The 25815-nt window shown below is 66.7% G+C and carries 28 protein-coding genes; 16 read left to right on the forward strand and 12 right to left on the reverse strand.

The features are described 5' to 3' along the window. Positions 1-217 precede the first annotated feature (217 nt). The 3 genes from BMY29_RS17550 (at position 218) to BMY29_RS17560 (ending at position 1754) form a co-directional block, all read left to right on the forward strand. Positions 218-793, forward strand: a complete 576-nt coding sequence (locus BMY29_RS17550) for a calcium-binding protein (RefSeq protein WP_177179250.1) — start codon at positions 218-220, stop codon at positions 791-793. A gap of 2 nt (positions 794-795) precedes the next feature. After that, positions 796-1122 carry a hypothetical protein gene (locus BMY29_RS17555; protein WP_049989380.1) on the forward strand — a complete coding sequence of 109 codons (327 nt, stop codon included), beginning with the start codon at positions 796-798 and terminating at the stop codon, positions 1120-1122. A 101-nt stretch (positions 1123-1223) separates the two neighbouring features. Then, on the forward strand, positions 1224-1754 hold the full coding sequence (locus BMY29_RS17560; protein WP_049989379.1) for a hypothetical protein: 531 nt from the start codon (positions 1224-1226) through the stop codon (positions 1752-1754). Between the two features lie 96 nt (positions 1755-1850). On the opposite strand, the gene BMY29_RS17565 is transcribed toward BMY29_RS17560, so the two are convergent. After that, entirely contained in the window at positions 1851-2747 is an 897-nt protein-coding gene (locus BMY29_RS17565; protein WP_049989378.1) for a DMT family transporter, read from the reverse strand. 130 nt (positions 2748-2877) lie between these two features. Continuing rightward, positions 2878-3606 carry a DUF7978 family protein gene (locus BMY29_RS17570; protein ID WP_049989377.1) on the reverse strand — a complete coding sequence of 243 codons (729 nt, stop codon included), beginning with the start codon at positions 3604-3606 and terminating at the stop codon, positions 2878-2880. A gap of 145 nt (positions 3607-3751) precedes the next feature. On the opposite strand from BMY29_RS17570, the gene serB reads away from it, so the two are divergent. Both serB and BMY29_RS17580 read left to right on the forward strand, forming a co-directional pair. Beyond that, complete coding sequence (gene serB / locus BMY29_RS17575) at positions 3752-4402, forward strand: phosphoserine phosphatase SerB (protein WP_049989486.1); 651 nt, start codon at positions 3752-3754, stop codon at positions 4400-4402. Positions 4403-4599: 197 nt separating this feature from the next. Beyond that, a complete protein-coding gene (locus BMY29_RS17580; RefSeq protein WP_049989485.1) occupies positions 4600-4989 on the forward strand; it encodes a hypothetical protein in 390 nt (129 codons plus the stop codon). Positions 4990-5157: 168 nt separating this feature from the next. On the opposite strand, the gene BMY29_RS17585 is transcribed toward BMY29_RS17580, so the two are convergent. The 3 genes from BMY29_RS17585 to BMY29_RS17595 form a co-directional block, all read right to left on the reverse strand. Beyond that, positions 5158-5955, reverse strand: a complete 798-nt coding sequence (locus BMY29_RS17585) for a DUF7978 family protein (protein WP_049989376.1) — start codon at positions 5953-5955, stop codon at positions 5158-5160. Between the two features lie 138 nt (positions 5956-6093). Continuing rightward, entirely contained in the window at positions 6094-7344 is a 1251-nt protein-coding gene (gene metX / locus BMY29_RS17590; RefSeq protein ID WP_049989375.1) for a homoserine O-acetyltransferase MetX, read from the reverse strand. Next, positions 7341-8684 carry an O-acetylhomoserine aminocarboxypropyltransferase/cysteine synthase family protein gene (locus tag BMY29_RS17595; RefSeq protein WP_049989374.1) on the reverse strand — a complete coding sequence of 448 codons (1344 nt, stop codon included), beginning with the start codon at positions 8682-8684 and terminating at the stop codon, positions 7341-7343. The genes metX and BMY29_RS17595 overlap by 4 nt, the downstream gene beginning before the upstream one ends. Positions 8685-8884: 200 nt before the next feature. On the opposite strand from BMY29_RS17595, the gene BMY29_RS17600 reads away from it, so the two are divergent. Beyond that, complete coding sequence (locus BMY29_RS17600; protein ID WP_049989373.1) at positions 8885-9223, forward strand: DsrE family protein; 339 nt, start codon at positions 8885-8887, stop codon at positions 9221-9223. Here BMY29_RS17600 and BMY29_RS17605 read toward each other — a convergent pair. Beyond that, on the reverse strand, positions 9202-9780 hold the full coding sequence (locus BMY29_RS17605) for a DUF6517 family protein (RefSeq protein ID WP_241471261.1): 579 nt from the start codon (positions 9778-9780) through the stop codon (positions 9202-9204). The genes BMY29_RS17600 and BMY29_RS17605 overlap by 22 nt on opposite strands. Before the next feature lie 143 nt (positions 9781-9923). Here BMY29_RS17605 and BMY29_RS17610 point away from each other — a divergent pair, with 143 nt between their 5' ends. The 3 genes from BMY29_RS17610 to BMY29_RS17620 all read left to right on the forward strand — a co-directional run bounded on the left by BMY29_RS17610 (position 9924) and on the right by BMY29_RS17620 (position 13243). Then, complete coding sequence (locus tag BMY29_RS17610; protein ID WP_049989372.1) at positions 9924-11162, forward strand: MFS transporter; 1239 nt, start codon at positions 9924-9926, stop codon at positions 11160-11162. A 127-nt stretch (positions 11163-11289) separates the two neighbouring features. Continuing rightward, entirely contained in the window at positions 11290-11832 is a 543-nt protein-coding gene (locus BMY29_RS17615; RefSeq protein ID WP_049989371.1) for a plastocyanin/azurin family copper-binding protein, read from the forward strand. Between the two features lie 298 nt (positions 11833-12130). Continuing rightward, positions 12131-13243 (forward strand): pyridoxal-phosphate-dependent aminotransferase family protein, encoded by a 1113-nt coding sequence (locus BMY29_RS17620; protein WP_049989370.1) that lies wholly within the window; start codon positions 12131-12133, stop codon positions 13241-13243. A gap of 691 nt (positions 13244-13934) precedes the next feature. Here BMY29_RS17620 and BMY29_RS17630 read toward each other — a convergent pair. Both BMY29_RS17630 and eif1A read right to left on the reverse strand, forming a co-directional pair. Further along, complete coding sequence (locus tag BMY29_RS17630) at positions 13935-14180, reverse strand: hypothetical protein (RefSeq protein ID WP_143067736.1); 246 nt, start codon at positions 14178-14180, stop codon at positions 13935-13937. Positions 14181-14895: 715 nt separating this feature from the next. Next, complete coding sequence (eif1A, locus tag BMY29_RS17635; RefSeq protein WP_049989367.1) at positions 14896-15186, reverse strand: translation initiation factor eIF-1A; 291 nt, start codon at positions 15184-15186, stop codon at positions 14896-14898. Positions 15187-15323: 137 nt separating this feature from the next. Between eif1A and BMY29_RS17640 the strand changes: the two genes are divergently transcribed. Continuing rightward, on the forward strand, positions 15324-15503 hold the full coding sequence (locus BMY29_RS17640) for a DUF7470 family protein (protein ID WP_049989366.1): 180 nt from the start codon (positions 15324-15326) through the stop codon (positions 15501-15503). Between the two features lie 94 nt (positions 15504-15597). Further along, the gene (locus BMY29_RS17645; protein WP_049989365.1) at positions 15598-15858 is read left to right on the forward strand and encodes a DUF8015 family protein; all 261 of its coding nucleotides are present in this window, start codon (positions 15598-15600) and stop codon (positions 15856-15858) included. A 21-nt stretch (positions 15859-15879) separates the two neighbouring features. Here BMY29_RS17645 and BMY29_RS17650 read toward each other — a convergent pair whose 3' ends face one another. Together BMY29_RS17650 and rnz are read right to left on the reverse strand one after the other, a co-directional pair. Beyond that, complete coding sequence (locus BMY29_RS17650; protein ID WP_049989364.1) at positions 15880-17853, reverse strand: DUF460 domain-containing protein; 1974 nt, start codon at positions 17851-17853, stop codon at positions 15880-15882. 77 nt (positions 17854-17930) lie between these two features. Next, positions 17931-18887 carry a ribonuclease Z gene (rnz, locus tag BMY29_RS17655; protein ID WP_049989363.1) on the reverse strand — a complete coding sequence of 319 codons (957 nt, stop codon included), beginning with the start codon at positions 18885-18887 and terminating at the stop codon, positions 17931-17933. Between the two features lie 374 nt (positions 18888-19261). On the opposite strand from rnz, the gene BMY29_RS17660 reads away from it, so the two are divergent. The 3 genes from BMY29_RS17660 to BMY29_RS17670 all read left to right on the forward strand — a co-directional run bounded on the left by BMY29_RS17660 (position 19262) and on the right by BMY29_RS17670 (position 21988). After that, positions 19262-20404 carry a DUF7282 domain-containing protein gene (locus BMY29_RS17660; RefSeq protein ID WP_049989362.1) on the forward strand — a complete coding sequence of 381 codons (1143 nt, stop codon included), beginning with the start codon at positions 19262-19264 and terminating at the stop codon, positions 20402-20404. Positions 20405-20454: 50 nt separating this feature from the next. Beyond that, complete coding sequence (locus BMY29_RS17665; RefSeq protein ID WP_049989361.1) at positions 20455-21459, forward strand: AAA family ATPase; 1005 nt, start codon at positions 20455-20457, stop codon at positions 21457-21459. Positions 21460-21544: 85 nt separating this feature from the next. After that, positions 21545-21988, forward strand: a complete 444-nt coding sequence (locus BMY29_RS17670) for an acyl-CoA thioesterase (protein WP_049989360.1) — start codon at positions 21545-21547, stop codon at positions 21986-21988. Positions 21989-21992: 4 nt separating this feature from the next. Here BMY29_RS17670 and BMY29_RS17675 read toward each other — a convergent pair whose 3' ends face one another. After that, entirely contained in the window at positions 21993-23090 is a 1098-nt protein-coding gene (locus tag BMY29_RS17675; protein WP_049989359.1) for a THUMP domain-containing protein, read from the reverse strand. Positions 23091-23296: 206 nt separating this feature from the next. On the opposite strand from BMY29_RS17675, the gene BMY29_RS17680 reads away from it, so the two are divergent. Continuing rightward, complete coding sequence (locus BMY29_RS17680) at positions 23297-23857, forward strand: TATA-box-binding protein (RefSeq protein WP_006671604.1); 561 nt, start codon at positions 23297-23299, stop codon at positions 23855-23857. A gap of 407 nt (positions 23858-24264) precedes the next feature. After that, positions 24265-24690 carry a DUF7344 domain-containing protein gene (locus BMY29_RS17690; RefSeq protein WP_049989357.1) on the forward strand — a complete coding sequence of 142 codons (426 nt, stop codon included), beginning with the start codon at positions 24265-24267 and terminating at the stop codon, positions 24688-24690. Positions 24691-24892: 202 nt separating this feature from the next. Here the strand turns inward: BMY29_RS17690 and hisG are convergent, their stop codons facing one another. Further along, on the reverse strand, positions 24893-25780 hold the full coding sequence (gene hisG, locus BMY29_RS17695) for an ATP phosphoribosyltransferase (RefSeq protein ID WP_049989356.1): 888 nt from the start codon (positions 25778-25780) through the stop codon (positions 24893-24895). Positions 25781-25815 lie beyond the last annotated feature (35 nt).

The raw sequence follows: 25815 nt of genomic DNA on the forward strand, positions 1-25815 counted from the left end.
ACAGATCGACGCAAACTGGCGTTTCCGAGGGCGCAATTGTCAGTGCTGTTGTCTCCCTGCAAACGGCGAATCGGTCGCAACGAACGTCTCTCGAACGCAATCACTCGCCGATACTCCCAGTCTCATTAAATTAATTGATACGGAATGAAACGGTCGCCGGCGTTTATTCAACAACTCAGCCAAGGTCTCGACGCCCTGTTTGGGCGTGAGAGCAAAAATGAGCGAACAAGACACGACAGGCGACTCGAGACGGTCGTTCATGGCGAAGGGTGCCCTCGCGGCGGGCGCGCTGACGCTCGGAACGGGCGCCTTCGGGACCGCGACAGTCGGTGCACAGGATGATCAAGTAGCGGTCTTCGCGAACAATTTCTATCCCCAGGCGAGTTTCGACGTCCTCGCGCAGCTCGAGACGAGTACGACGGTCGAAATCCTACAGGTGGACGGAGAAACTGTTTCGGAGATCTCTCAGCCCGACGAGTGGGCCGGTCACATTATCCGATACGACATCGGCCAGGAATCGGGGATCACGTCGTTCCTCTTCGTGCGCGGCCAGAGCCTGAGCACCGATGACAGCGGGACGATCGGCGAGGACGCGTCGGTGCTGAACTCGGATCTGAACCTCCTCAGTGCGTCGATTGACAGCGGAACGACGGGCGATACCGACACGATCGAGGAGGACACGGACGACGATAACGGCGCCATCGAAGAGGACACGGACGACAACGGCGTCCTCGAGGAGGAGACCGAGAATGAGACTGAGAACGAGACAACCGTGGAAACGGAGAGTGAATAACGATGGTGCAAGATGAAGAAGGGCGAGTCCTGGCCTTCACGTACGATTACGAAGCCGAAGAGTCGTTCGACGTCGTCGCACAACTCGAGACGAGCACGACCGTGAACATCCTCCAGACCGCCGACGAGGAGACCGTTCCGGAGATCTCCCAACCGGACGAATACACCGGTCACATCATCCGATACCAGGTCGATGACGGCCCGGAGGGTCCCACGACCCTCCTGTTCGTCCGTGACGGGAGCATCGACTCCGGTGAGAGCGCGACGCTCGGCGAAGACGCGACGATGTTCAGTACGCGACTGAACCTCATCGCCACGACGCTCGAGTAGCGACCCGCCGTTCATTTTTAGCGTCGTCTCGGTCGCCGACCTCGTGTGCGGGTCCCATCGGTCCGGCCGTCACCGAAACCGCTACCAACGTATCACCGACCATGACCGCCGATTGGAGAACGAACGAGACGGACGAATCGGACGAGCGAGCAGACGCGTCCTCGACCGACACAGCGAACCAGCGGACGGTAGCCGCCAGCGCGGTCATCGTCGGATCGTCCGCGTCGATCGAGAAGCGCACCGACGCCACCGCTGGCGACGACCAGTCGTCAGCGGCGTCGACCGCGGAAGCGGAGGTCGAATCGAATTCCAGTCAACTGGTGTTGATCCCCATGACCGAGTACCGGCCGGGACTGACCCTGCGAGTCGTCGAGCGGCTTCCCGCGCCGATCGCCGTCCAACTCCTTCGGCTGCCGAACGACGAAACCGTTCCCGTCCTCGAACGTCCCGACGAGTACACAGGCTACGTCGCCCGCGCCGAGGTCGAGGAGGACTTAGTCCGTTCGACGACGGTCGTCTTCACGCGCGAGTCGCTCGAAAGTGGAGCGTGCTACACGTTCGAGGCCGACGCGCAGGTGTTCAGTTCGCCGTTGCACCTGTTCCGGGCGACCGCCAGGCGCGTCGAGTGCTAGGGTCGGGGTCGCGGAGCGTCTCGGTCTCCGTTCCACCCGCCTCGGTTCACGACCGATCGGCGCCGAACCGACGGCGACCGGGTCGTCTGTCGCCGGTCAGAGCGTGATCAACGCCGCGCCGCCGACGACCAGCGCCGCGCCGCCGACGACGCCTCTCGTCACTCGCTCGACGTCACGGAGGAGGACGGCCGCGAAGACGACGGTGAACAGCGGTGCGGTCGCGACCAGCGGATCGACGACCGCGATCCGGCCGTCCTCCAGGCCGAGTGCGACCATCAGCGAGAGCATCGCGACGGTCGTCAGCAGGCCGCTGCCGACGAAGTAGCGGTACGACGCTCTCGGCTTGGCGAGCGAGCCCGCACCGCCGCGGGCCAGGACGTACGCGACCAGGGCGACTAGGCCGGCCGTCTCGTTGATCGCGACCGTTTCGAGCGCCGATAGCGGCGTTTCGAGCATACCGTACCGGCGGCTGACGTTCGCGACGGCGAAGGTGGCCGCGGCGGCGATCGGCCACAGCAGGTCCCGCGGGGACCAGCCCGCGAGGTCGCCGCCCTTCGAGGCCGTCAGCAGGGCGAGGCCGGCGACGAGGACGACGATGCCGACGCCAGTCACGGGGCCGAGCGGCTCGCCGAGCGCCACCAGCGCGATCAGGGTCGCGAACAGCGGACGCGTGCTGAGGATCGTGCTGTTGATGCTGGCGCCGACCCGATCGACGCCGACGAAGATCGTGATTCGTCCGAGGGCGGTGCCGACCACGCCCGCGAACGCGAAGACGGCCAGCGTCTCGGGCGTCAGCCCCGCGAAGGCCGACTGCCCGTACAGCGCCGCGATGGCGAGCCAGTAGCACGTCGAGTCGACGATCACGACGACCAGCGACGCCTGGACGGCCCCGCCCCCGGCGGCCATCCCTCGCTTCTCGAAGATCGGGGACAGCCCCCAGAGGACGGCAGGGAGCATGGCGAGCGCGACGACTTCGAGCGCCGGGCTCGTCATCAACGCGGCTCACCCGACTGCGACGGATCGGTCATCGGTGATAGTGGGTGACTGCGGCGGGTCAACGTTGTGGTAGCAGCGTCATTCTGCGGCGGTAGCGGTTTGCGGCCCGCGGTGTGACTCGCCCCCGTCAGTCGCCGTCGTCGACCAGATCGATCGGCCCCGCCTCGAGTAGCTGCGGAAGTGTAGCTACGATACCGCCGATTCCGGCGAACACGAGCGCGGTTCGTCCGATCGAGACGACCGTCGCGAGGTCGAGCGCGGCGGCGATCGTCTCCGCCTGGTCGGGCCGGCTCGGGTCGCCTGGCGTCCACCTGGCGATCGCTCCGAGGGCGACGGTCGAGGCCGTGTACGTCAGGACGAGCGCGCCGACCGCCAGCGCCCCGTCGCGGCGCGTCTCGAGGCGGACGTGGCGGCCGAGGAGATAGCCGGCAGCGAGCAGGACTACGGCCGGCACCAGCGCCGTCAATTGCGTCGCGAGGCCGATGCCGGTCGCGGCGATGGCGGTCTCGATCGGCTCGCCGCCGCGCTCGATCGTCGCGCCGTGGTTCGCGAGCGTGGACAGACCGGTCATTACCAAGCGACCCGGCCCCGCTTGCCCGTACCTGCCGACTGCGTCCATCGTCGCGACCAGGTGGTACAGTACGCCGACTGCGATCGCGAACGCGCCCGCGCCCGCGACGGCGCCGGCTTTCCAGGGTGCGACGGCCGCGATCGGCCGCTCGCTTCCGGTCGGCCCGTCGCCGTCGGTTCCGTTGCCGCCGTCGTTCCGGTCGGCTTCGCCCTCGTCCTCGGCGGACGGACGCTCGTCCTCGAGACTGGGACCCTTGTCGTACTCGAACCGTCGATTCGACGACATATGTCCGGAAACGGAGGCGGGTGGATAATACGTTTCGGTCGATGCGGCTGTGCAATCAGCCGCCGACTGGCGGGCCGAGGCGACGACGCGGCTGCGCGGTGGGAAACCTGAACTGGTTTATCCGGGGACCATCAATCGGCGACCGATGACAGTCGTCGCTTTCGACTTCGACGGGACGCTTTCGGACTCTGAGATGACGGTGTTGCTCGGCGACCGGCGCGGCGTCGCCGAGGACATGGACGAAATCACCGAGCGCGCGATGAACGACGAGATCGACTACGCCGAGAGCCTGCACAAGCGCGCAGCCCTGCTCGAGGCACTCCCCCGCGAAGACGCCGCGGCCGCCTTCGACGAGGTCGTCCTCCGCGAGGGCGCCGCCGACCTCATCGCGGAGTTGAACGAGGCCGGCATCACGACCGCGATCCTCACCGGCGGGTTCGAGCGCGGCGTCGCGGCCGCCTTAGAGCGCGAAGGCGTCTCCGTCGACCACATCGTCTCGAACCGTCTCCCGATGAACGACGACGGAACCGAACTGACCGGCGAGGTCGACGGCCCCCTCATCGAGGGGACCAAGGACGACGCGCTCGCGGCCCTGGCCGACGACGTCGGCGTCGACCTCGCCGAAACCGTCGCGGTCGGCGACGGCGCCAACGACCTCCCGATGCTCGAGGTCGCCGGCCTGGCGATCGGCTTCGATCCGAAGCCGGCGGTCGAGCCGCACTGTGACGTCGTCGTCACGTCGATGGCCGAGGCGCGGGAGACCCTGGTCGAGGAGGGGCACCTCACCGATCGCTGAACCGAACGAATAATAACTAGTTTCGCGGTTGTAATCGCCAGTTGTCCTCTCGCGGAAAATCCCGATCCGCAGCTAGCGGGCCCCGGTTGCAGCGCTTCCCCGTTTCAGCCGTATCGTCCGTTTTCGATGAATGTAAGGCCTAAGATCCCATTTCTGGACCGTGTGAGTTTTAACTACGGATCGAGTAAGTGCTGATGATGATGTGGCAAGACCTCGTGTTCATGGTTGGGAGCAGCCTCTCGATCATCTTCCTCGCCCCGACGCTCCGCGATTCGAGCGCACGGGTCCCGCTCGGCACCAGTCTACCGTCGATGGGGATCGGGTTCACCTACAGCATGACGTTCTTCACGCTGGGGATGACCTTCTCCGCCGCGGGCGCGTTCGCCGCCGGAACGATGTGGTCGCTGATCGCCCTGTTCCGCTCGCCCCAGGGGATCTCGCTCGCACTGTTCGGTCGCGAGAACCTCGCGCTGTTCGTCTCCGACCTGCAGTACTGGCTCGCTCGCCGCCGCTCGAACGACTCGAACGCCAACCAATACGTCTCCGCCGACCCCGCCCTCGCCCACGGTCAGGGAGACGGTCGCTAATCGCTACCGTTTCGGAACTCCTCTTCCTCTCTCCGTCTTCTTCCCCTCTCCGTCCCTCGATGCGTCTCTTCGATTCTCGGCCTCTCTCCGTTCTTCTCCGTCCTTGCGTCACGGCGCTTCAAAAAATCGTACTACAAGAAACGTTGTCGGGCCGGGTTACACCGGTGGTTACCGTTCGTTGACCGCGGTAACGGCGGTCTCGACCGCGTCACGCCACTGGGTGAGCAGTCCGCCGGCGGCCGCGAGGACGGCCGGGACGACGATCCCGCCGAACAGGATCGCGTCGATCGTCGCCGGACCGAACTCGACGTCGCTGATGACGTTGCCCTCGTCGTTGAAGAACTGGCTGTACTCGAGGGTCGCCACGTTGCCGAGGCTGGTCGACGAATCGCCGACGAGCGTCTGCACGAGCACGTCCTCGGAGTAGGTGTGGGTCATCAGGAACGCGGCGATCACCGCGAACGCGAGATACGGCGGGACGGCCGTCACGCCGGCTTTGACTGCTTCGACGGCGTCGTCGGCCTCGGTGTACCTCGCGACGGCGTATCCGGCGGCGACTACGGCGCCGACCGTCGCCAGGAAGAGGACCGTATCGATCAGGAAGAATGGCGGATTGGCGATGGCGGCGACGTTGTTCGGCGCGTCGGTGATCGTCGCGGACTCTCCCGCAGCCTCGAATCCGACGCCGAACGATGCGACGTAGCTCCAGCCAGCCGCCACCCACGAACTCACCAGGTCCGTGGCGACCACCGCCATGTCGTCGCTCGTCTGCTCCAGCGTGATCTCGGGCGTCGTCCGTGCGGACGCCACGAGCGTCACGAACAGGTGCGCGAAGTACGTCGCGACTACCGCGATCGCGCCGAACACCGCTCCCTCTTTGACGGGCAGGTCGCTTTCGTCGTCCTGTCGCCCCCGCTGCTGGTCTGCCGATTCCTCCTCGTAATCGAGCTGCTCCTCGGTTGACATCACCGATACGTCAAATAGGAGAATATTATAAGTTACGAGAAATTCTCTCAAGGCTAGGGTATCACAGGGGTGAGATGACGGCGGAACGGGGCGCTCGATGACGAACTATTTCTATCAGAAATTAGTATCGACAACTGACTACTCGGAAAACAGACTCGTATGCACCGGCGCGAACTCGCCGGTGTCGTCGGTCTCGGGCTCGGTGTCGGTGATCGCCCGACCCGCGAGTCCGTCCGCGAGCAGGCCCGACAGCGGCGGCCCGACTTTCTCCGGCTCGACCAGGAAGGCGTCGTGACCGTGATCGGACTCGACCACGTGGTGAGCCACGTCGACCTCCGCCTCTCGGCAGGCCTCGGCCAGTGACTCCGCCTGGTCGACCGTGAAGTGCCAGTCGCCGGTAAACGACACCAGAAGGAGCTCCCCCTCGAAGGCCGCGAGCGCGTCGGCGTCGCCCTCGTAGCCCGCCGAGAGGTCGAAGTCGTCCATCGCGCGGGTCATGTAGAGGTAGCTGTTCGCGTCGAACCGGTCGACGAACTTGTCGGCCTGGTAGTCCAGGTAGGACTCGACCTCCCGGTACGGGAAGAATGCGGCCGCGGGGTCCGGCGTCTCCTCGCGGACGGTCTCCCGACCCGCCGATCGGCGGCCGAACTTGCGGGCCATCGAGTCCTTCGAGAGATACATGATGTGGCCGATCTGGCGCGCGCGGGCCAGGCCGTCCTCGGGTTCGGGGCCGCCGTAGTAGTGGCCCCCGTTCCAGTTCGGGTCGGACGTGATCGCCCGCCGGGCGACGGTATCGAGCGCGAGACACTGCGCGTCGAGGCGGGCGGCGGTCGCGACCGCGGCGGCGCGGTCGACGTCGTCGGGGTAGCGTCGCAGCCAGTCTAAGACGTTCATCCCGCCGACGCTGCCGCCGACGACGGCGCGGAGTCGCCCGATGCCGAGTTCGTCCAGCAGCCGCCGCTGGGCGCGGGTCCAGTCGCCGACCGTGACCGGCGGGAAGTCGGTGCCGTAGGGCTCGCCCGTTTCGGGGTTCTCGCTGGCGGGGCCGGTCGTCCCGTAACAGGAGCCGGGCGCGTTCGCGCAGACGACGAAGTACTCGCTGGTGTCGATTGCCTTCCCGGGGCCGACGACGTCGCCCCACCAGGCGCGGGCCTGGCCGGCGGTGTCGTCGCCGGCGTCGGGGCGGCGCGCGACGTGGGAACTGCCGGTCAGCGCGTGACAGATCAGGACGGCGTTGCTTTCGGGCTGCACCCGATCGCTCGCGGAGCGTGGCTCCGCGCTGTCGCCGGTGAACTCGCCGTAGGTCTCGTAGGCGACCTCGAGCGAGGGGATCGTCTCGCCGGACTCGAATCGAAACTCCCCGAGGTCGACGGTGTCTCTCGTCGTCACGGACGCTCACCCGCTCCTCGACAGGCGCGTGTGGCCGCGTCGATCGCCTGCTCGAGATCGGCCAGGATGTCCGCGGGGTCCTCGATCCCGACCGACATCCGGATCAGGTCCTCCGTGACGCCGGCTTCCTCCCGTTCTTCCGGCGAGAGCTGGCCGTGGGTCGTGCTGGCGGGGTGGATCACGAGCGTCTTCGCGTCGCCGATGTTCGCGAGGAACTGAGCGACCTCGACGTTCTCGCAGAAGGCCTTGCCGGCCTCGAACCCCTCCCTAAGTCCGAACGCGACCATACCGCCGTAGTCGTCGAGGTACCGCCGCGCGTTGTCGTGGGTCGGGTGGTCCTCGAGCCCGGGGTAGGTGACCCAGGCGACGTCCTCGTGGTCGTCGAGGTACTCCGCGACGATCGCGGCGTTCTCGCAGTGTTTCTCGACGCGCAGGGGCATGGACTCGAGTCCCTGAAGGGTCTGCCAGGCGTCGAACGGTGACTGCTGGTTGCCGAGGCTGCGCAGCGAGCGGAACCTGGCCGCGGCGGCGAACGGCGCCTCGGGGAAGTCCCGTGAGAAGTCGACGTCGGGGTAGGCGTGGTTCGGCCCCGCGATCTCGTCGTAGCCGTGCTCGCCCCAGGGGAAGGTGCCGCCGTCGACGAGGACGCCGCCGACCGTGGTCCCGGAGCCGTGGAGCCACTTGGTCGTCGACTCCCAGACGACGTCGGCGCCGTGCTCGAGCGGCCGGCAGAGGGCGGGCGTCGCGAAGGTGTTGTCCACGACCAGCGGGACGCCGTTGTCGTGGGCGATCTCGGCGACGCGCTCGAAGTCGGGCGTGACCAGCGAGGGGTTGCCGACCGTCTCGACGTGGACGAAGGCGGTGTCCTCGTCGATGGCGTCCACGTATTCGTCGTACTCGCGGGTCGGGACGAACCGCGTCTCGATGTCCCGTCGGCTCGCGGTCTTCGAGAAGTAGGCCGTGGTCCCGCCGTAGGTGTCGGTCGAGCAGACTACGTTGTCGCCCGCTTCCGCGAGGATCAGGACCGCGGCGTCGAGCGCCGCCATGCCGCTGGCCGTCGCGACCGCGTCCGCGCCGCCTTCGAGGGCCGCCAGGCGCTTCTCGAGCGTGCGGACGGTCGGATTCGCGATGCGAGAGTAGATGTAGCCGTCGTCTTCGAGCGCGTACCGGTCGGCGGCGGTGTCGGCGTCCTCGAAGACGTAGGAGGTCGTCTGGTAGATCGGGGGTGCCATCGCGCCGGTCTCCGGATCGGGGGACTGGCCGGCGTGGACGCTGCGCGTCCCGAGTCCGCGCTCGTTGTCGGAATCGGAGTCGTGCCCGTCGCTCGCGTCGTCGCTCATGTTTAGTATGCATACTACTCCAGGGACATATGCGTCGCAGTAACGGCAAAATCCGCGGACTAGAGAATGCCACTCACGAAGGGTCGTCGCGTCACCCGACGCGGAAGCCGCCGTCTCCGAAAGCGAGATCTCTGCTCCCTCGTCGGTCCGTTTCGCTCGCAGGCCCAACTCCTACTGAGCGCCGGGGAGTCCGTCGATGCGTGCAAACCGTTTTCCACCTCATCGCCGACGATCCGGAGCAGCAACGGACCGCACTCACCATCGCCGAGAACCTCACGCAGGACGAGTCCGTCGAGATGGACGATATCGCCATCGTCGCCCAGGCCGAGGGGATCGAGCCGCTGACGGCCGGCGGCGACGGCAGCGACGCGGTCGAATCGCTACTGGACGCGGGCGTCGCGGTCAAAGCCTGCGGGAACACCCTCGACCTGAAGGATCTCGCGGAATCCGATCTCGTCGACGGCGTCGAGACCGTCCCCTCCGGCGGCGGCGAACTCACCAGGCTGCAGAGCGAGGGCTACGCGTACATCCGGCCGTAGCGCCCCGTCGCTCCGCGCTCGCTGAGTTGCAGGTAGACGTCGAGCGTGGTATCCGCGTTGATCAGCCGCGCTTCGGCGCGATACCGCGCGAGGGTCGTCTCCGCGCCCAGGATCGAGACGGACGATTCGTCGACGGACTCGACGTCCTCGAGTTCGTCGTACCGGTCCTGAATAAGCTCGACCAAATCGTCGGTCGAGTAGTCACCGACGGGGTTGAACGTCTTCCCGAGGACCGACACCTGCGGCGTCGAGAGGACGGCGACGACCGCGGCCTGGATCCGGGTTAGCCCGACCGCGTCGAGCGAGACGGCCCGGTCGTACTCGGCGTACCAGTTCCGGGCTTCGATGGTGCGTTCGATCCCGAAGCGACTGACGGTCCGCTCGATAACGAGCTCGTCGACGGTGTGTTCGTCGTAGCCGGTCCCGTCGAGCGTCGTCCCGGCGATCGTCGCCGGCGCCGAAGCCAGCGAGTCCCGGACGGTCCCGGTACAGCCGGCGACGAGTCCGCTTCCGGCAGCCGCGCCCGCCGCGAGTAGGTGCCTGCGCGTGACTGTCATCGGAGAGGTCACGTCGGCTGAGACCGAAAATGCATCGATCCGACAAGCAGTGTGGTTGGGAGTGACAGGATCCTGCGACACGTTCGCGGGACGATTTCGCCGAGACGATCGATTTGATAGGCTCGTAGCGCCAAGGGGCGCTCGTGCACTCGAGTGACCGCGACCGGGCCGTACTCGCCGCCCTCGTCTTCGCGGTGTTGTTCTCGCAGGTGTTGCTGTATCCGGGCGTGGCGACGCTCGTGGCGGCGCTGGGTGCCGACGCCTCCGCGTCGGCGCTCGCCGCGACGCCGCTCGACGCGAGCATGTGGTTCCTCGTCGCGGAGTTCGCCGCCTACGTCGCCTTCGTCGGCGTCTGGGGCCTGGCGAGCGACGCGACCGGTCGCCGCGCGCCCTTCATCGTCGTCGGCTCGCTGGCCGGGGCCGTCGGTTACGTCGCCCTCGCGGCCGTCCCGCTCGTGGGCTCGATCCCCTTCGAGGGCGTCCTCCTCGTGCGAATCTTCCAGGGCGCGATGACCATCGGCGCGTTCTCCCTGACGATGACCATGCTGATGGACCTCCGGGGCGGTCACGGCCGGAACATGGGAGCGGCGGGGATCGCCATCGGTCTCGGCGCCGCCCTCGGCGCGCCCGTCGGCGGGCAACTGACGGAGTTTCACCCGCTCGCCCCGTTGCTCGTCGCCGGCGGGTTGCTCGTCTGCGTGGGGGGCCTCGTCTCTCGGGTCGGGGACCGCGCGCCAGGCGCCGACGACCGTCGGACCGCCCGCGCGCTCGTCGAGAACGTCCGACAGCGGCCGACGCTGTCGATCCCCTACGCGTTCGGGTTCGTCGATCGGCTCACCGCAGGCTTTTTCGCGCTCGTCGGGACGCTGTATTTCCAGGAGACGTTCGGCCTCGACGCCGGGGCGACCGGGCTCTTGCTGGCGTGTTTCTTCGCGCCGTTCGCCCTCTTGCAGTACCCGATGGGGGCCCTCTCGGACCGGATCGGCCGGACGATCCCGATCGTCGTCGGCTCGCTATGTTACGGCGGCGGCATCCTCGTCGTCGGGGCTGCGCCCTCGGTCCCGACCGCCGCGGCCGCGATGGTCGGCGTCGGCGTCCTCGGCGCGCTGGTTTCCCCCGCGACGATGGCGCTGGTGACGGACCTGGCCGACGAGAGCGAGCGCGGGATCGCGATGGCGGGGTTCAATCTCGCCGGGAGCCTGGGGTTTCTCAGCGGGTTCCTCGTCGGCGGGATCGTCGCCGGCGCCCACGGCTACGACCTGGCCTTTCTGGTCGTCGGCGGCCTCGAGATCGCGATCGCCGTCGTCACGGTGCCCGTGTTCCTGCGACTCTCGCTCGAGCGGGCCGAACGATTCAGGCCAGGTGACCGGGGCGACGCCTGACCGACCGCTAGCGACTGTCGAACCGAACGCCCGCCGGAGACTGTAATTCGTTTCTTGTGTATGCAGTCACATAACACTGTAACCGAGAAGGTATCAATTTTTATGTGCGAGGGACCAACTCCCGGTGATGGCACGAGATAATCCGATCTCACGGCGGACAGCGATGAAGCTCACGGGAGCGGCGGCCTCGACCGCGCTCGTCGCCGGCTGCAGCAGCGGCGGCGACGGCGACGACGGCGGGGACGGCAGCGGTGACGGGGACAGTGGCGGCGAAACCTACACGATCGAGTCCGGTACGGAGATCCTGTTCCGCGCCGAGAACATGTCCTGGCACGGGAAGAACCCGTCTGACATCGAAGACGTCGAAAACCCGACGATCGAGCTCACCGAGGGCGAAACCTACACGATCGGTTGGGACGAGGGCGACGGCAGCGGCCACAACTTCGAAATCTGGAACGACAACGAAGAGATTGTTGAAGATTACACGACGGATACCATTTCCGAGCCGGGCGACAGTCAGGTTTACGAGATCGAGGTCACAAGCGAGATGGCCGAATACGTCTGCGACCCCCACTCCACGTCCGGTATGCGTGGCACCATCGAGACCACGAGCGGTGACGGCGGCGATGGCGGCGACAGCGGTAACGAGTCCAACGAATCCAGCGAGTGAGGTCGCCGATTAACGGCTCTCGGCACGGCGTCTGCTGCCGCAGCCGATAAACCCGCTACACTTCCCGTTCTTCTGATCGCTTTTCGTGACCGCGGTTATCCGTCCCGTCACGATTGGCGGGGACACGTCCATACTCCGTCCGGTTCGCTTCGATACAATCTGCCGCATTATGTGCCGGTCTCACCCCGGACGCCTTCCTCGCGGGGGTCGCTCCACCAGTCGGCCGTCCCGTTCTCGATGCGGCATCAAAAGTACCATACCGTCTCGTGAACCAGTAGGCCGTACTCAGGTGGTTTCCGTGACTAAGAAACGCGAATACAAAGCCAACTATCCCGACAAGACGCTGTACATCCCGGGCCCGACCGAGGTGCGCGAGGACGTCATCGCGGAGATGAGCCAGCCGATGTTCGGCCACCGGATGGACCGGATGACCGACCTCTATACGACCATCGTCGAGGACACCAAGACGTTCCTCGACACCGACAACGACGTCATCGTCCTCACGGGCTCGGGGACCGAGTTCATGGAGAGCTCGATCCTCAACCTCGTCGACGAGGACGTCCTCGTGACGACCTGCGGCAGCTTCAGCGAGCGCCAGGCGAACGTCGCCGAGCGGCTCGGCAAGAACGTCGACACCCTCGAGTACGAGTGGGGCCAGGCGGTCAAGCCCGAGGGGGTCCGCGACGCCCTCGAAGAAAGCGACACCGACTACGACGCCGTCACCTGCGTGATGAACGAGTCCTCGACCGGCGTCCGGAATCCGATCGAGGAGATCGGCGACGTCGTCGCGGAGTATCCGGACACCTACTTCATCGTCGACGCCGTCTCGGCGCTGGGCGGCGACTACGTCGACATCGACCAGCACAACATCGACGTCATCTTCACGTCGGTCCAGAAGGCCTTCGCCATGCCGCCGGGCCTGGCGGTCTGCGTCGTCAGCGACGAGGCCTACGAGCGCGAACTCGAGAGCGAGTCGGCGTCGTGGTACGGCGGCTTCCAGCGGTCGCTCGACTACTACGATCGAAAGGGCCAGACCCACTCCACGCCGGCGATTCCCGTCATGCTGGCCTACCGCAAGCAGATGAAACACATGCTCGAGGAGGGCCACGACGCGCGCGATCAGCGCCACCGGGAGATGGCCGAGTACACGCGCGAGTGGGCCCGCGAGCACTTCGATATGTTCCCCGAGGAGGGCTACGAGTCTCAGACGGTGAGCTGTATCGAGAACACGCAGGGGATCGACGTCGCCGCGACCATCGAGGCCGTCTCCGAGGAGTACGACATGGTCTTCTCGAACGGCTACGGCTCGCAACTCGGCGAGGAGACGTTCCGCATCGGCCACATGGGCGAACACGACCGCGAGTCGATCGAGGCGCTGACCGACGCCATCGAAGACGTCGCCGGGTTGTAACGCGTCGCTCGACGGCGACAATCGAAATCGGGCCGCACACATCCGTAGCGACGACCGCCTGGCGCCCGGAGTCGCGTCGGAGGGTCTCTCTAAATCGAAGGAGATTTTATTTCTCCGACAGGACGGTCCGTAGTCATGTATTCGCGTCGGCGCGTCCTTCAACTGGGAAGTGCCTCCGTACTCGCAGGGCTGGCCGGATGGACGGTACTGACCGTTACCGGGGGAATCGGATTCAGACTCAGGAATTACACGAGCGAATCCTACGAGGCGCGCGTCACAATCGAATTCTACGGCCGAACGGCGTTCGAGCGGACGTATCGATTACCGGCCGCGAGCGGAGCGGACCCGTTCGTCCGCACGGAGAAGAACGCTATCTCGAACGCTCCGAACGGAGCGACCTATACCGCCACCCTATTTCTCGACGGCAAAGCGGAACAAACCATCAGCGCGACCGTGGACTGCACCGACCGCGACGAACAAGAGATCGACGAAGAAATCGATATCGACGTCGGATTCGGCGGAGACGATTCGATTCTGATGGCTGATTCCAACTGTTAGATTTGTACGCGTACTGCTCAGCGCCCTTCACCTCGTCCGAACACCGTCTCAAAAAACGTCAGTGCGATAGCGCCGTCCGATCGGTTTCGACGGCGACACTACCGCGATGACGGCTCGCCGTTCCGAGGGGGTGTCACTCCGCTTCCGTCGGAGAGCGCGTCCCGGGATCGGTCGCGACCGCGATCATCCCGATCCCGGCGACGCAGTCGGGGCAGTACGACCGGGTAACGGCTTCGTAGCGGTCGTCGAGTGCGGGACACGGCTCGCTCGAGAGGCGGATCATCCGGTCGTCATAAATCGACTCGCCGCAGCGATGGCAGGCGTCTGCGAGGGGGTCGTCGACGCTCGTCGCGTCGGCGTCGCCGCTTCTGGCGGTCATCGTCACGGCCTCCGTGGTCGTCGACCGGAAGACTGCTGATCGAGGCGGTGTCGATCCGCGCGGCTCCGGCTTCGACTCCGGGCTCGACTTCGACTCCGTCTCCAACTCCGACTCGCGGCGGTGCGGCCGCCGTCGGGGGATGCGAGTTGATCGCGAACGATACCGCTCCGTCGTGCGAGACCTTTTTGTCTCGGTAGCAGTAATGGAAACATGGCAACCAAGTGCTCGCTTGGAAGCCACACGTCTCGGGTGTTCCTGCACCCGGGGCATTTCGTACGCATGCCCCCGCGTCCGGTTTTGGAGCGCGCGGCTTCCATCGTGACAGATGATCTGAATTATAATATAACTACTGGTGGCCGTCGGAAGAAGGTCTCTATCACGGGACGCTCTCGGCGAACGCCGTCGGCGCTCGCGGGCCGACGATTGACCCGAAACGAGCGTAGCGAGCGGAGGGACGGAGGAATGTTCTTGCGAGCGACCGCGAACGAGCGCTCGGAAGACGCGAAACGTCTTCCGACGCGTTTGATCGAAACTGCACCGAGCGAAGCTCCGCGATGCCCAACCGGTGCTCCGCACTCGGTTGCTAATTTTGCGAAGAGCGTCACGTGGTGTGGCGAAGCCACCAGCGCGACAGACCGTGGTTCGAAACGCCGTCGGCGTTTCGTCACCGCGAAAGACGCGTCGCGTCTTTCGAACGACAGCGGAAAATTTCGAGTTACTGAATGTGGCCTTCTTCCCGAAGCTGGTCGGCCTCGCTCTTTTCGTAGCGCCAGGTGATGTCCGCTTTCTCGTCCTGCCAGTCCCAGGGCTCGACGAGGACGACGTCGTCCTCACGGATCCAGATGCGCTTTTGCATCTTGCCCGGGATGCGTGCGGTGCGCTCTGTCCCGTCGGCGCAGCGTACTTTCACCCGATTCGCCCCGAGCATGTCCGTGACGGTCGCGAAGACCTCGTCGTCCTCTGGCATTCGGAGGTTCTTCCGCCCACCGTTACCGTCGTCGCTCATGGCCGCAGATTGACGGCCGAGCGGTTTAATCCTTTATACCCCTCTCGAGTACCGGGTACCGGTCACCGGCGACCGGGACCGCCGCCCGGAGCACGGAAACCGCGCCGCTTATTCCGCTCGGCTCTGCAGGCCTGCGTATGTTGCAGAATCTCGGCGCGCTCGGTATCGTCGGACTCGTGATCCTGATCGCCGGCATCGCGCTCATCGCGTACGCGAACCTCGTGATCGCCGTCGGCATGGCGCTCGTCCTCGCCGGCCTGGGCCTGGTCGTCAAGTCGCTGATCTCGGGGATGCTCCAGAATTTCGGAATGTTCTAAATCGCGATCCGCGTCGCGGTCAGAAGCCGATCCCGACCCCGATGCCGGGGTACTGAGGTACAAGCGTTTTGCAACTGGCTCCCGTCGTGCCGATATGGGATACACGCTTCAGTACTACGACCTGGTCCTGGTCTGTATCGCGGCGAGTCTCGGGATCGGCGCCGGCATCGGCTACGCGACGCCGGTCCCGTATCCGGCCGCGATCGCGGCGCTGGGGTTCGTCGCGATCGGCTTCATCGGGCACGCGCTGTTCGTCAATGGGCCGGTCGACGACACCGAGGATCTGGTCGAAGAGGTCGAACTCGAAGAGGTGCCACAGGTGCTGTCGCCGGTGGAATCGGAGCCGGAAACGTAGCGGTCGTCGTCCGACCGCGACTCAGGCCTCGTTGTCCCCGGCTCGGTGCTCGCTGATGAGCCGGTCGACCATCGCCGCTTTGCGGTCGCGCTCGCGGTCCTCGGCGCGCTCGTGCCAGTCGTCGATGACCGCGTCGACGTCCTCCTCGCGGGCGACGGCGAGTTCGTCGACCTCCTGCATGGCGACGTCATCCGCGGGGCCAACCGGAATCTCACTGTCGAAGAGGATCTCGTCGGCGATTTCGGAGAGGCCACCATCCTTCAGGATGACCCGCGGTTCGAAGTCCGCGAGCAGTTTGGCTGTCGACCGACCCGCACCGCTTGCGTCCCGCAGATAGACCACGTCGTCGGGCGCGATCCCGTACTGGTCGTCGGCCTCCCGGATCGCCCCCTTCGTGAACTTCTCGACGACCTTGACCGGGACCAGGCCCTCCTTCTCCGCGGAGACGTCGCTGAAGTTCGAGTGGTCGAGCTTCCAGAGAGCCTTCATCCGCTCGACCTTGTTCTCGAGTTCCTCGACCTCCTCGCGGGCCTGGTCGCGCTCGCGCTCCAAGCGGTCGGCCTTCCGATCGAGGCGACTCACCTCGCGGTCCCGGCGGACCTCCTTGCGCTCCTCGCGTTTGGCGACGCTGAGTTCGGTCTCGAGGTCGTCGATGCGGTCGTCTTTCTCCTCGAGTCGCCCCTCCAGCGTCTCGACGTGGGACTGGAGGCGGTCGACCTGGCGCTTGAGGTCCTTGATCCGCTGCTCTTCCTCAGTGAGTTCGCGGGGTTCGTGTTCGGTCGACTCCTCCTCGGTCTCGTCGTCGTCGTTCAGGTCGGCCAGAACGGCCTCGACGCTCTCCTCGCCGGCGACGACGCGGGCGGTGACCTCGCCGCGGTCGACGCCTGGCGGGAGCTTGTCGGCGATGCGATCGAACTGGTCGGCGTGGGCGTCGACGGCGTACAGCGCGGCGGCCATCGCGTCGCGCTGGTGGTCGTTATCGTAGGAGTGCTCGCGCGTGCGGTGTTGCTTCTCGTCGATCGGCAGATCGCTCTCGGGGGTCCAGCCCGCGGCGTCGAAGCTCCGGCGGAACTTCTCGACGGTCTCGGGCATCGGCGTCACGTCGGCCGCGACGACGATGGGCCGGCCGCGCTCGACGATCCACTCGATCACCTCGGCGGTGTCGCTGGTACGCGAACTCCAGACGTCCAGCACCTCCCCTTCGAGGCCGACGATGGCGACGGCGGTCGTCGTCCCGGGGTCGATCCCGACGATGACGTGGTCGCGGCGTTTGACCAGCGGCCGAAATTCGATGCCGTCGCGGCGCTGGCGCTCGATCTCGACGCGGACGTCACCGGATCGGTTGCGCGAGACGGGGATGTCGCCGGGACGGGCCTCGACGGTGAAGACGGCGTTGGCGTAGCCGCCGTAGGCCTCCCGAATATCCGTCTCGTACTCGAGGTTGTCGTCGTCGAGTTCGGACTCGACCTCGCGGGCCCGTTTCTTGACGGAGCCGTGGATGCGGCGGGTGTAGCGGTCCTCGCTCCAGCCGCCGCTGCCGGTCGAGCGCCCGCGGGCGACCTTGACCTCCGTCGTGTCCGTGAACGCGGAGACCTCGTGGCCGACGTTGTGGGCGGCGAGCCGCGCCGCGGCCTCGGCCTCCTGCATCGGGTCCTTGCCGTAGGGAATGCCGTGGCGTTTCGCGACGCGGGAGAGGGGCTCGGGTTGTTCGGCGCCCGTCACCTGGACGAGCCGGGTGTCGGCGGGCAGCGACCCGAGAAAGTGGATGAGCTGGTCCTTGTCGGCGGCCAGCTCGTACATGTTGTCCGTCGCGACGATCGCCGGCTCCTCGTCGTCGATCAGTCGCCGGAGTTTGCGGTGGGTAACGACGTCCCGAGTGACGTCGTCGCCGTCGTAGACGGCCAGCGCGTACGACGGCGCGTCGCCGCGCACGTCACCGCTCTGGATGTCCACCCCGAAGACGACTGCATCGAGCGCACTCGTTCGCGTACTCACAGGGGCCTATAGGGACGAGTCGGCTATAAATCCGGCGCGGGTTCGCAGTCAGCGCCGCCGGCGTCCGCGTCGCCGACTTACTCGTCGTCGGCGTCTGCGTCCGCGTCAGGATAGGGGATTTCGAGGCTCTGCCCGTCGTCGGGGACGAACACCCGCTGCTCGTCGCCCGCGAAGACCTCGCGGGCCTGGTCCAGGTGATCATCGGTGTGGCCGGCGTACCGCGAGGACAGGTGCAGCAGCGCCAGGCGATCCGCGCCGGCCCGGGTGGCGATCTCGGCGGCCTGGCGGGCCGTCGAGTGGGCGGTGTCGGCGGCCCGTTCGGCGCGGTCGTCGGCGAAGGTGGCGTCGTGGATCAGCAGGTCGGGATCGTCCGCGACCTCGATCGTCGCTTGGGCGGGGCGGGTGTCGCCGGTGTAGACGACCGTCCGACCGGGGCGGGGCTCGCCGACGACCTGGTCGGGTTCGACGACGGTGCCGTCCTCGAGTTCGACGGGCTCGCCCTCGTGGAGTTTCGAGAACTTCGGGCCGACGGGGACGCCGAGTTCCTCGGCGCGCTCGCGGTCGAACCGGCCCTTGCGGTCGTCCTCGACGAGCGCGTAGCCGACCGAGCGGGTGTCGTGGTCGGTCGCGAACGCGCGGACCTCGTACTCGTCGGCGCGGTAGGCGACGTCGCCGGCGCCGACCTCGTTGACCCGCACGGGAAACGCGGGCCGGTTGTCGAGGGCGTTGATCAGCGACTTGAGCTGGCGGCGCGTGCCGTGGGGGGTGTGGATCGCCAGCGGGTCCTCGCGGTCGTTGAAGTCCATCGTCTGGAGCAGGCCCGGGATTCCGAGGACGTGGTCGCCGTGGAGGTGCGTGACGAAGAGATGCGAGATCGAGAATCCGGTGCCGAAGCGCATCATCTGGCGCTGGGTTCCCTCGCCGGCGTCGAACAGCAACTCGTCGCCCTCCCGGGCGACGAAGACGCTGCTCGGATTTCGCTCCGTCGTCGGAATCGCGCCGGCCGTCCCCAGAAACGTCACGCGCAGTGGCATCGGTGGAGCCTCTGCGCGCCGCGGCTAAACCGGCTTCGGATCGCATGGACGGCGAACGGTTGCGATCCGCACCCGTCGGGTGGGAATCGCACCCGCGACCGTTCCGATCGAGCGCCCGTGGCCGATTCGGGTCGCAGCTGCGTCGCGATACTAGTGTGGTAACTAGTATCAACACCCCTGTTGGAATCGCCTACTGACCGCCGGACCGTCCGGTTCGAATCCGTGTCCGTTCGGTTCGAACGATGACCTCCGAAGCTGTACTGTAGTAACTGGCGACTATTCAGGTAAACCCGCTCGGAACGATTCCCCGTCTTGCGAACAGACTGCGCGTTTTACGTCAATCGAGTCCAAAGACGTGGACGACAACACCCCCAATGAGTTCGAGACTGACGTTCGGTAGCCTAAAGCGGATCGTCGCGATCCTGATCGCGATCGCGATCGTCATCGCGGCCGGCATCGTCGTCGGCCAGGCGCCCGCCATCTTCGGCGTCGAGAGCGATCCGGAAGCCTCGATCACGTTCGAGGACCAGCGGAGCGACGGCGCTAACGTCACGATTCAGGAGGTCTCCCTGTCCGCCGGCGGGTACGTCGTCGTCACCGACGGCGGCGACGAGCCTCTGGCCGTCTCCGAGCGCCTGGATGCCGGCGACCACGAGAACGTCACCGTCGAGCGCAACGGCGATTCGACCCGCGAGCTCGTCGGCCCGCTGACGGCGACGGTCCACCAGGATACGTCCGACGAGGACGGCTTCGCCTATCACGAGACCGACGGCGAGGAGGATCAACCCTACCTCGAGGACGGGTTCCCGGTCAGCGACACCGCGACGGTGACGACCGACGAACCCGCGACCGGCGACTCGTTCCTGGTCGAGTCGCTCGATGCCCCCGACTCGGCTACGACCAACGAGACGATCGACGTGAACGCGCAGATCCGCAATCCGACCGAGTACCAGACCCAACAGCCCGTCGAGGTCCGCGTCGACGGGACCGTCATCGAGCGTCAGGTGCTAGAGCTCGAGGGCGGCGAGTCGCGGACCGTGACCCTCGAGACGGACACGACCGGCGCCCCGCCCGGCAACCGGACGATCGGCGTCTACACCGAGGACGACGGCGAGGTCTCCGACATCGCCCTCGAGTTCCACACCGATCCGAGCGTCTCGGTCGACGACGCGAGCAACGAGAGCGTGACCCTCGCCGCCGCGATCCCCGAGGACGGGTTCGTTGCAGTCGAACACAACGAGACGGTCGTCGGGACGAGCGAGACCCTCGACGCCGGCGACCACGAGAACGTCACCGTCACCCTCTCGGACGACGCCGAAATCGGCGAGGACGACGAACTGACGGCGACGCTCTACGCGGGCGACCCGGACGACGTCGACGCGGCGTCGCCGATCGAACACGAGGGTGACCCCGTCGAGACGACGTTCACGCTCGCGGACGCGGGCGACGGCGGTGACGGGGGCGGCGACGACGGGGGCGGCGATGGCGATTCCGAGCCCGAATCGGGCGACGAGTGAGCGATCGGTAACCGACCGATTCTTACCCGGCCCGGTCCTACCGGCGGTCGATGGACGCGCCGCTGTGGACCGAAACCCACGCCCCGGAGCTGGCCGAGTTGCCACAGGACGACGCCCGCGAGTACTTAGAGCGGGCCGTCGAGGAGCCGATCAACCTCCTCCTGCAGGGACCGCCGGGCAGCGGGAAGACGGCGGCGGCGCGCGCGCTGGCCCGCCAGGCCCACGACGATCCGGACAACGACCTGGTCGAGATCAACGTCGCTGACTTCTTCAGCCGGACGAAGACCGAGATCAAGAACGACCCGCGCTTCGAGCACTTCCTCGTCGGGCGTTCCTCGATGTCCAAGCGGGACATGATCAACCACGTCCTCAAGGAGTCCGCGAGCTACGCCCCCGTCTCGGGTGGCTACACCACGATCCTGCTCGATAACGCCGAGGACGTCCGCGAGGACTTCCAGCAGGCCCTGCGCCGGATCATGGAGCAACACCACCGGACGACGCAGTTTATCATCGCCACGCGCCAGCCGACCAAGCTCATTCCGCCGATCCGCTCGCGGTGTTTCCCCGTCTCCGTCCGCTCGCCGACCAGCGACGAGATCGTCACCGTCCTCGAACGCATCGCCGAGAAAGAGGGCATCGAGTACGACGCGGACGGCCTCGAGTTCGTCGCCGGCTACGCTAACGGCAACCTCCGCCAGGCGATCCTGGCGGCCCAGACGACCGTCGAAGACGAGGGCGAACTCACGATGAGCGCGGCCTACGAGACGATCGGCGAGGTCGGCTTAGACGAGGAGATCGAGTCGATGTTAGACGACGCCGAGGCCGGCGAGTTCACTGACGCCCGATCGACGCTCGACGACCTGCTCGTCGACGAGGGGTTAGACGGCGAGGAAGTACTCGAGTTGATCCTGCAGATCGCTCGCAAGCGCTACCAGGGCGAGCAGTTGGCGCGCGTCCACCGCCTGGCCGCCGATATCGAGTTCGAGATGCACGAGGGGTCGAGCGACCGGATTCACGCCTCGCACCTCCTGGCGGAACTGGGTCGGGACGCCTGAGCGGTTGCATCTCCGCCGAACCCGAGCTCGGACGCGCACCGATACGGACCGGACTGTTATCGTCACGCCGACCGAACGCTCGGCTATGCCGACGCTTCTCGAGACGCGCATCCAGAATCGGTTTCCGGTCCAGCCCCAGCACGCGAACAACAACGACACGCTCCACGGCGGCACCTTGATGAAGTGGCTCGACGAGGTCGGCGCGATGTCGGCGATCCGCTTCGCCGGTCGGACCTGCGTCACCGCCCGCGTGAACGAACTCGACTTCGTGCGCCCGATCGGCATCGGCGACACCGCGCTCGTCGAGGCCTACGTCTTCGACGCCGGCCGAACGAGCGTCCACGTCGCGCTGCGCGCCTGGCGCGAGGATCTCCGGACCGGCGACACCGAGCCGACGACCGAGTCGACGTTCACGTTCGTCGCGATCGACGAGACCGGGGAGCCGGTCGCGGTACCCGAGCTATCGGTCGAGACCGAAGAAGGGGATCAACTGCGGGACCGCGCCGGCGAGCTCGGGACGAACGGCTGACTCGCTATCGCCGGCGCTCGAGCACCAGTACGTACCGCGTCAGCGATCGGTGGACGCGGCGCTCGAACGCCGCCTCGAGTTCCCACCCGGCCGCGCGCGCCTCGCTCGCCCACGAACGGTCCGCGATCACGACCGCCCGCGGGGCGACCCGTTCGGCCTCTGCCAGCGCGCCGGCGACCAGATCCTCGAGCCGGTGGGTGTCGATCTTCGACTGGCGGCCGTAGGGTGCGTCGAAGACGACGCCGTCGACCGCGTCGTCGGCGAGCGCCAGCCTGGTCGCGTCGCCGCGGCCGACGTGCCACGAGCCGCGCTCGACGCCGGTCGGCGAGGGCGCGTCAGACTCGAGGAAGTGCCGCAAGTTTTCGCGAGCGCCGGCAGCCATCTTCGCCTGAGCGTCGGTGCCGATCACGTCCGCACCGACCAGGCCGGCCTCGACGAGGACGCCGCCGGTGCCGCACATGGGGTCGAGGACCGTCGCGCCGGGGCGGGCGCCCGCGACGTTCGCGACGGCGCGTGCGAGCAGCGGGTCCATGCTGCCGGGCTGAAAGAAGGGTTTGTCCGTCGGCGCGCGGGTACCGAAGTCGCGGACACTCTCGGCCACGAGCCAGCCGAGCGCGCAGACGGAGACGTCGTCCTCGACGCTCGAATCGGGTTCGGCTGCGAAGAGGTCGCCCGTTTCCCCGGCGGCGAGACTGCCGCCCGTTTCGATCCCACCCTCGGAAAATACGGCCCGCAGGACGTGATCCGGGTCGTCGAGGTCGACGGTAAAGCCGCGATCGACCAGGATTTGGCCGAGTTTGCGTTCCGCTTGTTCCGTACTCACGCCGCTCGAGCCGTGGACGTCGGTCGCGCGCACCGCGACCGAGCCCTCGCGGTCAATCGACGCGGCCTCGAGCACCGCCGCCGCGCTCGCAACGTCCGCATCGCCGCGGCCGAGTAGATCGCTGGCGCGGTGCGTGTAGGCCAGGCCGCGGACGCGCTCGGGGACGATCGCGCGCGAGACGGCGAGGCCCGGAGCGATCCGTCGGACCCCGCTCGCGGCGCTTTCCGCTTCGCGGGCCGCGAACGCGTCGTCTTCGCCGCCGAGCTCGAGCAGGTACACGTGTCGTCGTCCCTGCGCGGCGAGTATGAGCCTGCCGCTTTCCGCGAACCGATCGCGGCGCGGGCTCGTGTGCGGATCTCACTCGCTCGGCCGCAAGCGCACGCGTTTCCGGAGTTACCAACCGCAGCCGGCGGGCGTATATACCGGATATATCAGGTGGCGGTACTAAGCTTTATAAACCTTAAATACGTCTTTTAAAGCGACTTATGACGGATCCCAAGGACACCATCAACATCGAAAACGTGGTGGCGTCGACCGGTATCGGGCAGGAACTCGACCTTCAGAGCGTCGCGATGGACCTCGAAGGGGCCGACTACGACCCCGAACAGTTCCCCGGCCTCGTCTACCGCACCCAGAATCCCAAGTCCGCCGCGCTGATCTTCCGCTCCGGCAAGATCGTCTGTACCGGTGCCAAGTCGACCGACGACGTCCACGAGAGCCTGCGGATCGTCTTCGACAAGCTCCGCGAACTCCAGATTCAGGTCAACGAGGACCCCGAGATCGTCGTCCAGAACATCGTTACCTCGGCCGACCTCGGTCGCAACCTCAACCTGAACGCGATCGCCATCGGTCTCGGCCTCGAGAACATCGAGTACGAACCCGAACAGTTCCCCGGCCTGGTCTACCGTCTGGACGAACCCGAAGTCGTCGCCCTGCTGTTTGGCTCCGGCAAGCTCGTTATCACCGGCGGCAAGAAGCCCGAGGACGCCGAGCACGCCGTCGACAAGATCGTCTCGCGGCTCGAGGACCTCGGCCTGCTCGAGTAACGCCGTCCGTTCTCGCCGTTCGAGCGGTTCCAGCGCCCGCTATCGTCGACGCCACCGGCGTCAGTCCCGGCGAGCGCCGGCGCCCCGGCGAATTCTCGGCCGCCGAGACGGGCCGTCGCGCTCGAGCCGGTCGCGTCGATCCCGAATCGTCACCCGTTCGATCGTTCGAGACGTCTCTCGACACCGCGTCCGAACGCCGTCGGCGCGGTCGGCGTCGTCGCCGTCCGCAGTAGTCGATGCATTACTGGCGATCACTCCGATACCCGGCCGCCACTTCGCCTCGCTTGGACCGGATTAGCGACCGTTCAATCGCGTCCGAGCGGGCCTGATTCGCCTGAATCGTCCTGCACTCGATGAAACGACCGATTGCGTTTATTCGGCGACTTCTCTGTGGGTCTACCGTGCCCATGACGATCCACCCTGATCGAACGCCGACCCTTTCGGAGCGCCTTCATCCGGACAGTGCCAGCGCGCTCGATCGGCGGTCCCTCCCGAGCGAGACGATCGAGCGATTACTCGACAGCGATCGCCGGTGCGAGGCTCTCCGTTGCGTCCTCGCCGCGGACGAGCCGATCGCAGTCCGCACGCTGGTCGCCCGCCTGGCCGACGCCGAGCACGACGCGACTATCGGGACGACGATCCACCAACTCCGCCAGCGCGTCCACGTCTCGTTGTGCCGGACCCACCTCCCGCTGCTCGAAGAAAACGACGTCGTGGCCTACGATCGCGTCCGGAATCTCGTCGGCCCGGCGGCAAACCTCTCCGTGTTCGACTCCCTCCTCGAGACCGAGTCGCTCGACCGTTCGATCGCGTCCCGACTGGACTGTGAGTAACGGCACGCTCGTCCGCCGCGCGTCGCCTGGCGGACTCGAACCCCGCGCCGAGTTCGACCGGCGCGAGGCGTCCCTTCCGACCCACGATTGAACGCCGCCCTCTTCCTCTTCTCGGTTCGTCTCGTCGTCGCGTCGGTCCGTGAGTTCGTTTCGGTCCGCGTCCCGTCTGACTCCGGTCCGCCTCCCGTTCGACTCCGGTCCGTTACTCGACCAGACGCTCGATTTCGGTTACCAGAATGTCGCTCGCGCCGGCCTTCTTGACCTCGGTGATCGTCTCGAAGACGTCCCGTTCGTTGACGACGGCGTGGACGGCGACCTTGTCGCCGCCGTCGTCCTCGGATCCGGTTCCGTCTCCGCTCCGCTCGTCGGCGATGTCCATGACCGTCGGGCCACCGAGTCCCGGAATGACGTCGCGGACGTCGTCGAGACGCGCTCGCGGCACGTTCATCATCAGGTAGCGTTTCCCTTCGGCCTGCTTCACCGAGGAGAGAGCGGTCCGGACCTCCTCGACCTTCGGTTCGTCGAGGACGTCCTCGCGGCCGAACAGCCGGACGGAACTGGCGAGCACCTCCTCGACGACGGCCAACCGGTTCATCTTCAGCGTCGTCCCGGTGCTCGTGATGTCGACGATGGCATCGGCCATCTCGACGTGCGGGGTCAGTTCTGTCGCGCCCGTGACCTCGACGATGTCGGGGTCGACGCCGGTCTCGGCGAAGAAGTCCGCGGTGACGTTCGGGAACTCGGTGGCGACTGTCTTGCCCGCCAGGTCGTCGATCGTCTCGATGTCGCCGTCTTCGGGGGCTGCCAGAACGAGCCGGCAGCGCCCGAACTCCAGATCGAGCAGTTCGTCGACGGTGTCGACGCGGGCCTCCTGGACCTGATCGAAGCCCGTGATCCCGAGGTCGGCCGCCCCGTCGGCGACGTACTCCGGGATGTCCGCCGCGCGGGCGAAGAGGACGGAGACGTCGGGGTCGACGGTGTCGGCGTAGAGCTTCCGGTCGGCACCGTTCTCGAGGTGAAGCCCCGCCCGCTCTAGGAGATCGATCGTCGGCTCGTGCAGGCGGCCCTTGTTGGGAACGGCGATTCGCATATGCCCGCACTTGGGCGGCGGCGGGGAATTGTCTT

Source organism: Natrinema salifodinae (genome assembly GCF_900110455.1).
GTDB lineage: Archaea > Halobacteriota > Halobacteria > Halobacteriales > Natrialbaceae > Natrinema > Natrinema salifodinae.

What these genes read in the sequence shown, in the direction of transcription:
- BMY29_RS17570 (WP_049989377.1), bottom strand. Translation starts at nt 3,606, where the DNA reads ATGTCGTCGAATCGACGGTTCGAGTACGACAAGGGTCCCAGTCTCGAG.
- BMY29_RS17565 (WP_049989378.1), bottom strand. Translation starts at nt 2,747, where the DNA reads ATGACGAGCCCGGCGCTCGAAGTCGTCGCGCTCGCCATGCTCCCTGCC.
- BMY29_RS17680 (WP_006671604.1), top strand. Translation starts at nt 23,297, where the DNA reads ATGACGGATCCCAAGGACACCATCAACATCGAAAACGTGGTGGCGTCG.
- BMY29_RS17665 (WP_049989361.1), top strand. Translation starts at nt 20,455, where the DNA reads ATGGACGCGCCGCTGTGGACCGAAACCCACGCCCCGGAGCTGGCCGAG.
- BMY29_RS17555 (WP_049989380.1), top strand. Translation starts at nt 796, where the DNA reads ATGGTGCAAGATGAAGAAGGGCGAGTCCTGGCCTTCACGTACGATTAC.
- BMY29_RS17585 (WP_049989376.1), bottom strand. Translation starts at nt 5,955, where the DNA reads ATGTCAACCGAGGAGCAGCTCGATTACGAGGAGGAATCGGCAGACCAG.
- BMY29_RS17660 (WP_049989362.1), top strand. Translation starts at nt 19,262, where the DNA reads ATGAGTTCGAGACTGACGTTCGGTAGCCTAAAGCGGATCGTCGCGATC.
- BMY29_RS17645 (WP_049989365.1), top strand. Translation starts at nt 15,598, where the DNA reads ATGGGATACACGCTTCAGTACTACGACCTGGTCCTGGTCTGTATCGCG.
- BMY29_RS17580 (WP_049989485.1), top strand. Translation starts at nt 4,600, where the DNA reads ATGATGTGGCAAGACCTCGTGTTCATGGTTGGGAGCAGCCTCTCGATC.
- BMY29_RS17630 (WP_143067736.1), bottom strand. Translation starts at nt 14,180, where the DNA reads ATGACCGCCAGAAGCGGCGACGCCGACGCGACGAGCGTCGACGACCCC.
- BMY29_RS17690 (WP_049989357.1), top strand. Translation starts at nt 24,265, where the DNA reads ATGACGATCCACCCTGATCGAACGCCGACCCTTTCGGAGCGCCTTCAT.
- BMY29_RS17640 (WP_049989366.1), top strand. Translation starts at nt 15,324, where the DNA reads ATGTTGCAGAATCTCGGCGCGCTCGGTATCGTCGGACTCGTGATCCTG.
- BMY29_RS17615 (WP_049989371.1), top strand. Translation starts at nt 11,290, where the DNA reads ATGGCACGAGATAATCCGATCTCACGGCGGACAGCGATGAAGCTCACG.
- BMY29_RS17550 (WP_177179250.1), top strand. Translation starts at nt 218, where the DNA reads ATGAGCGAACAAGACACGACAGGCGACTCGAGACGGTCGTTCATGGCG.
- BMY29_RS17605 (WP_241471261.1), bottom strand. Translation starts at nt 9,780, where the DNA reads ATGACAGTCACGCGCAGGCACCTACTCGCGGCGGGCGCGGCTGCCGGA.
- BMY29_RS17670 (WP_049989360.1), top strand. Translation starts at nt 21,545, where the DNA reads ATGCCGACGCTTCTCGAGACGCGCATCCAGAATCGGTTTCCGGTCCAG.
- BMY29_RS17595 (WP_049989374.1), bottom strand. Translation starts at nt 8,684, where the DNA reads ATGAGCGACGACGCGAGCGACGGGCACGACTCCGATTCCGACAACGAG.
- eif1A (WP_049989367.1), bottom strand. Translation starts at nt 15,186, where the DNA reads ATGAGCGACGACGGTAACGGTGGGCGGAAGAACCTCCGAATGCCAGAG.
- serB (WP_049989486.1), top strand. Translation starts at nt 3,752, where the DNA reads ATGACAGTCGTCGCTTTCGACTTCGACGGGACGCTTTCGGACTCTGAG.
- BMY29_RS17560 (WP_049989379.1), top strand. Translation starts at nt 1,224, where the DNA reads ATGACCGCCGATTGGAGAACGAACGAGACGGACGAATCGGACGAGCGA.
- hisG (WP_049989356.1), bottom strand. Translation starts at nt 25,780, where the DNA reads ATGCGAATCGCCGTTCCCAACAAGGGCCGCCTGCACGAGCCGACGATC.
- rnz (WP_049989363.1), bottom strand. Translation starts at nt 18,887, where the DNA reads ATGCCACTGCGCGTGACGTTTCTGGGGACGGCCGGCGCGATTCCGACG.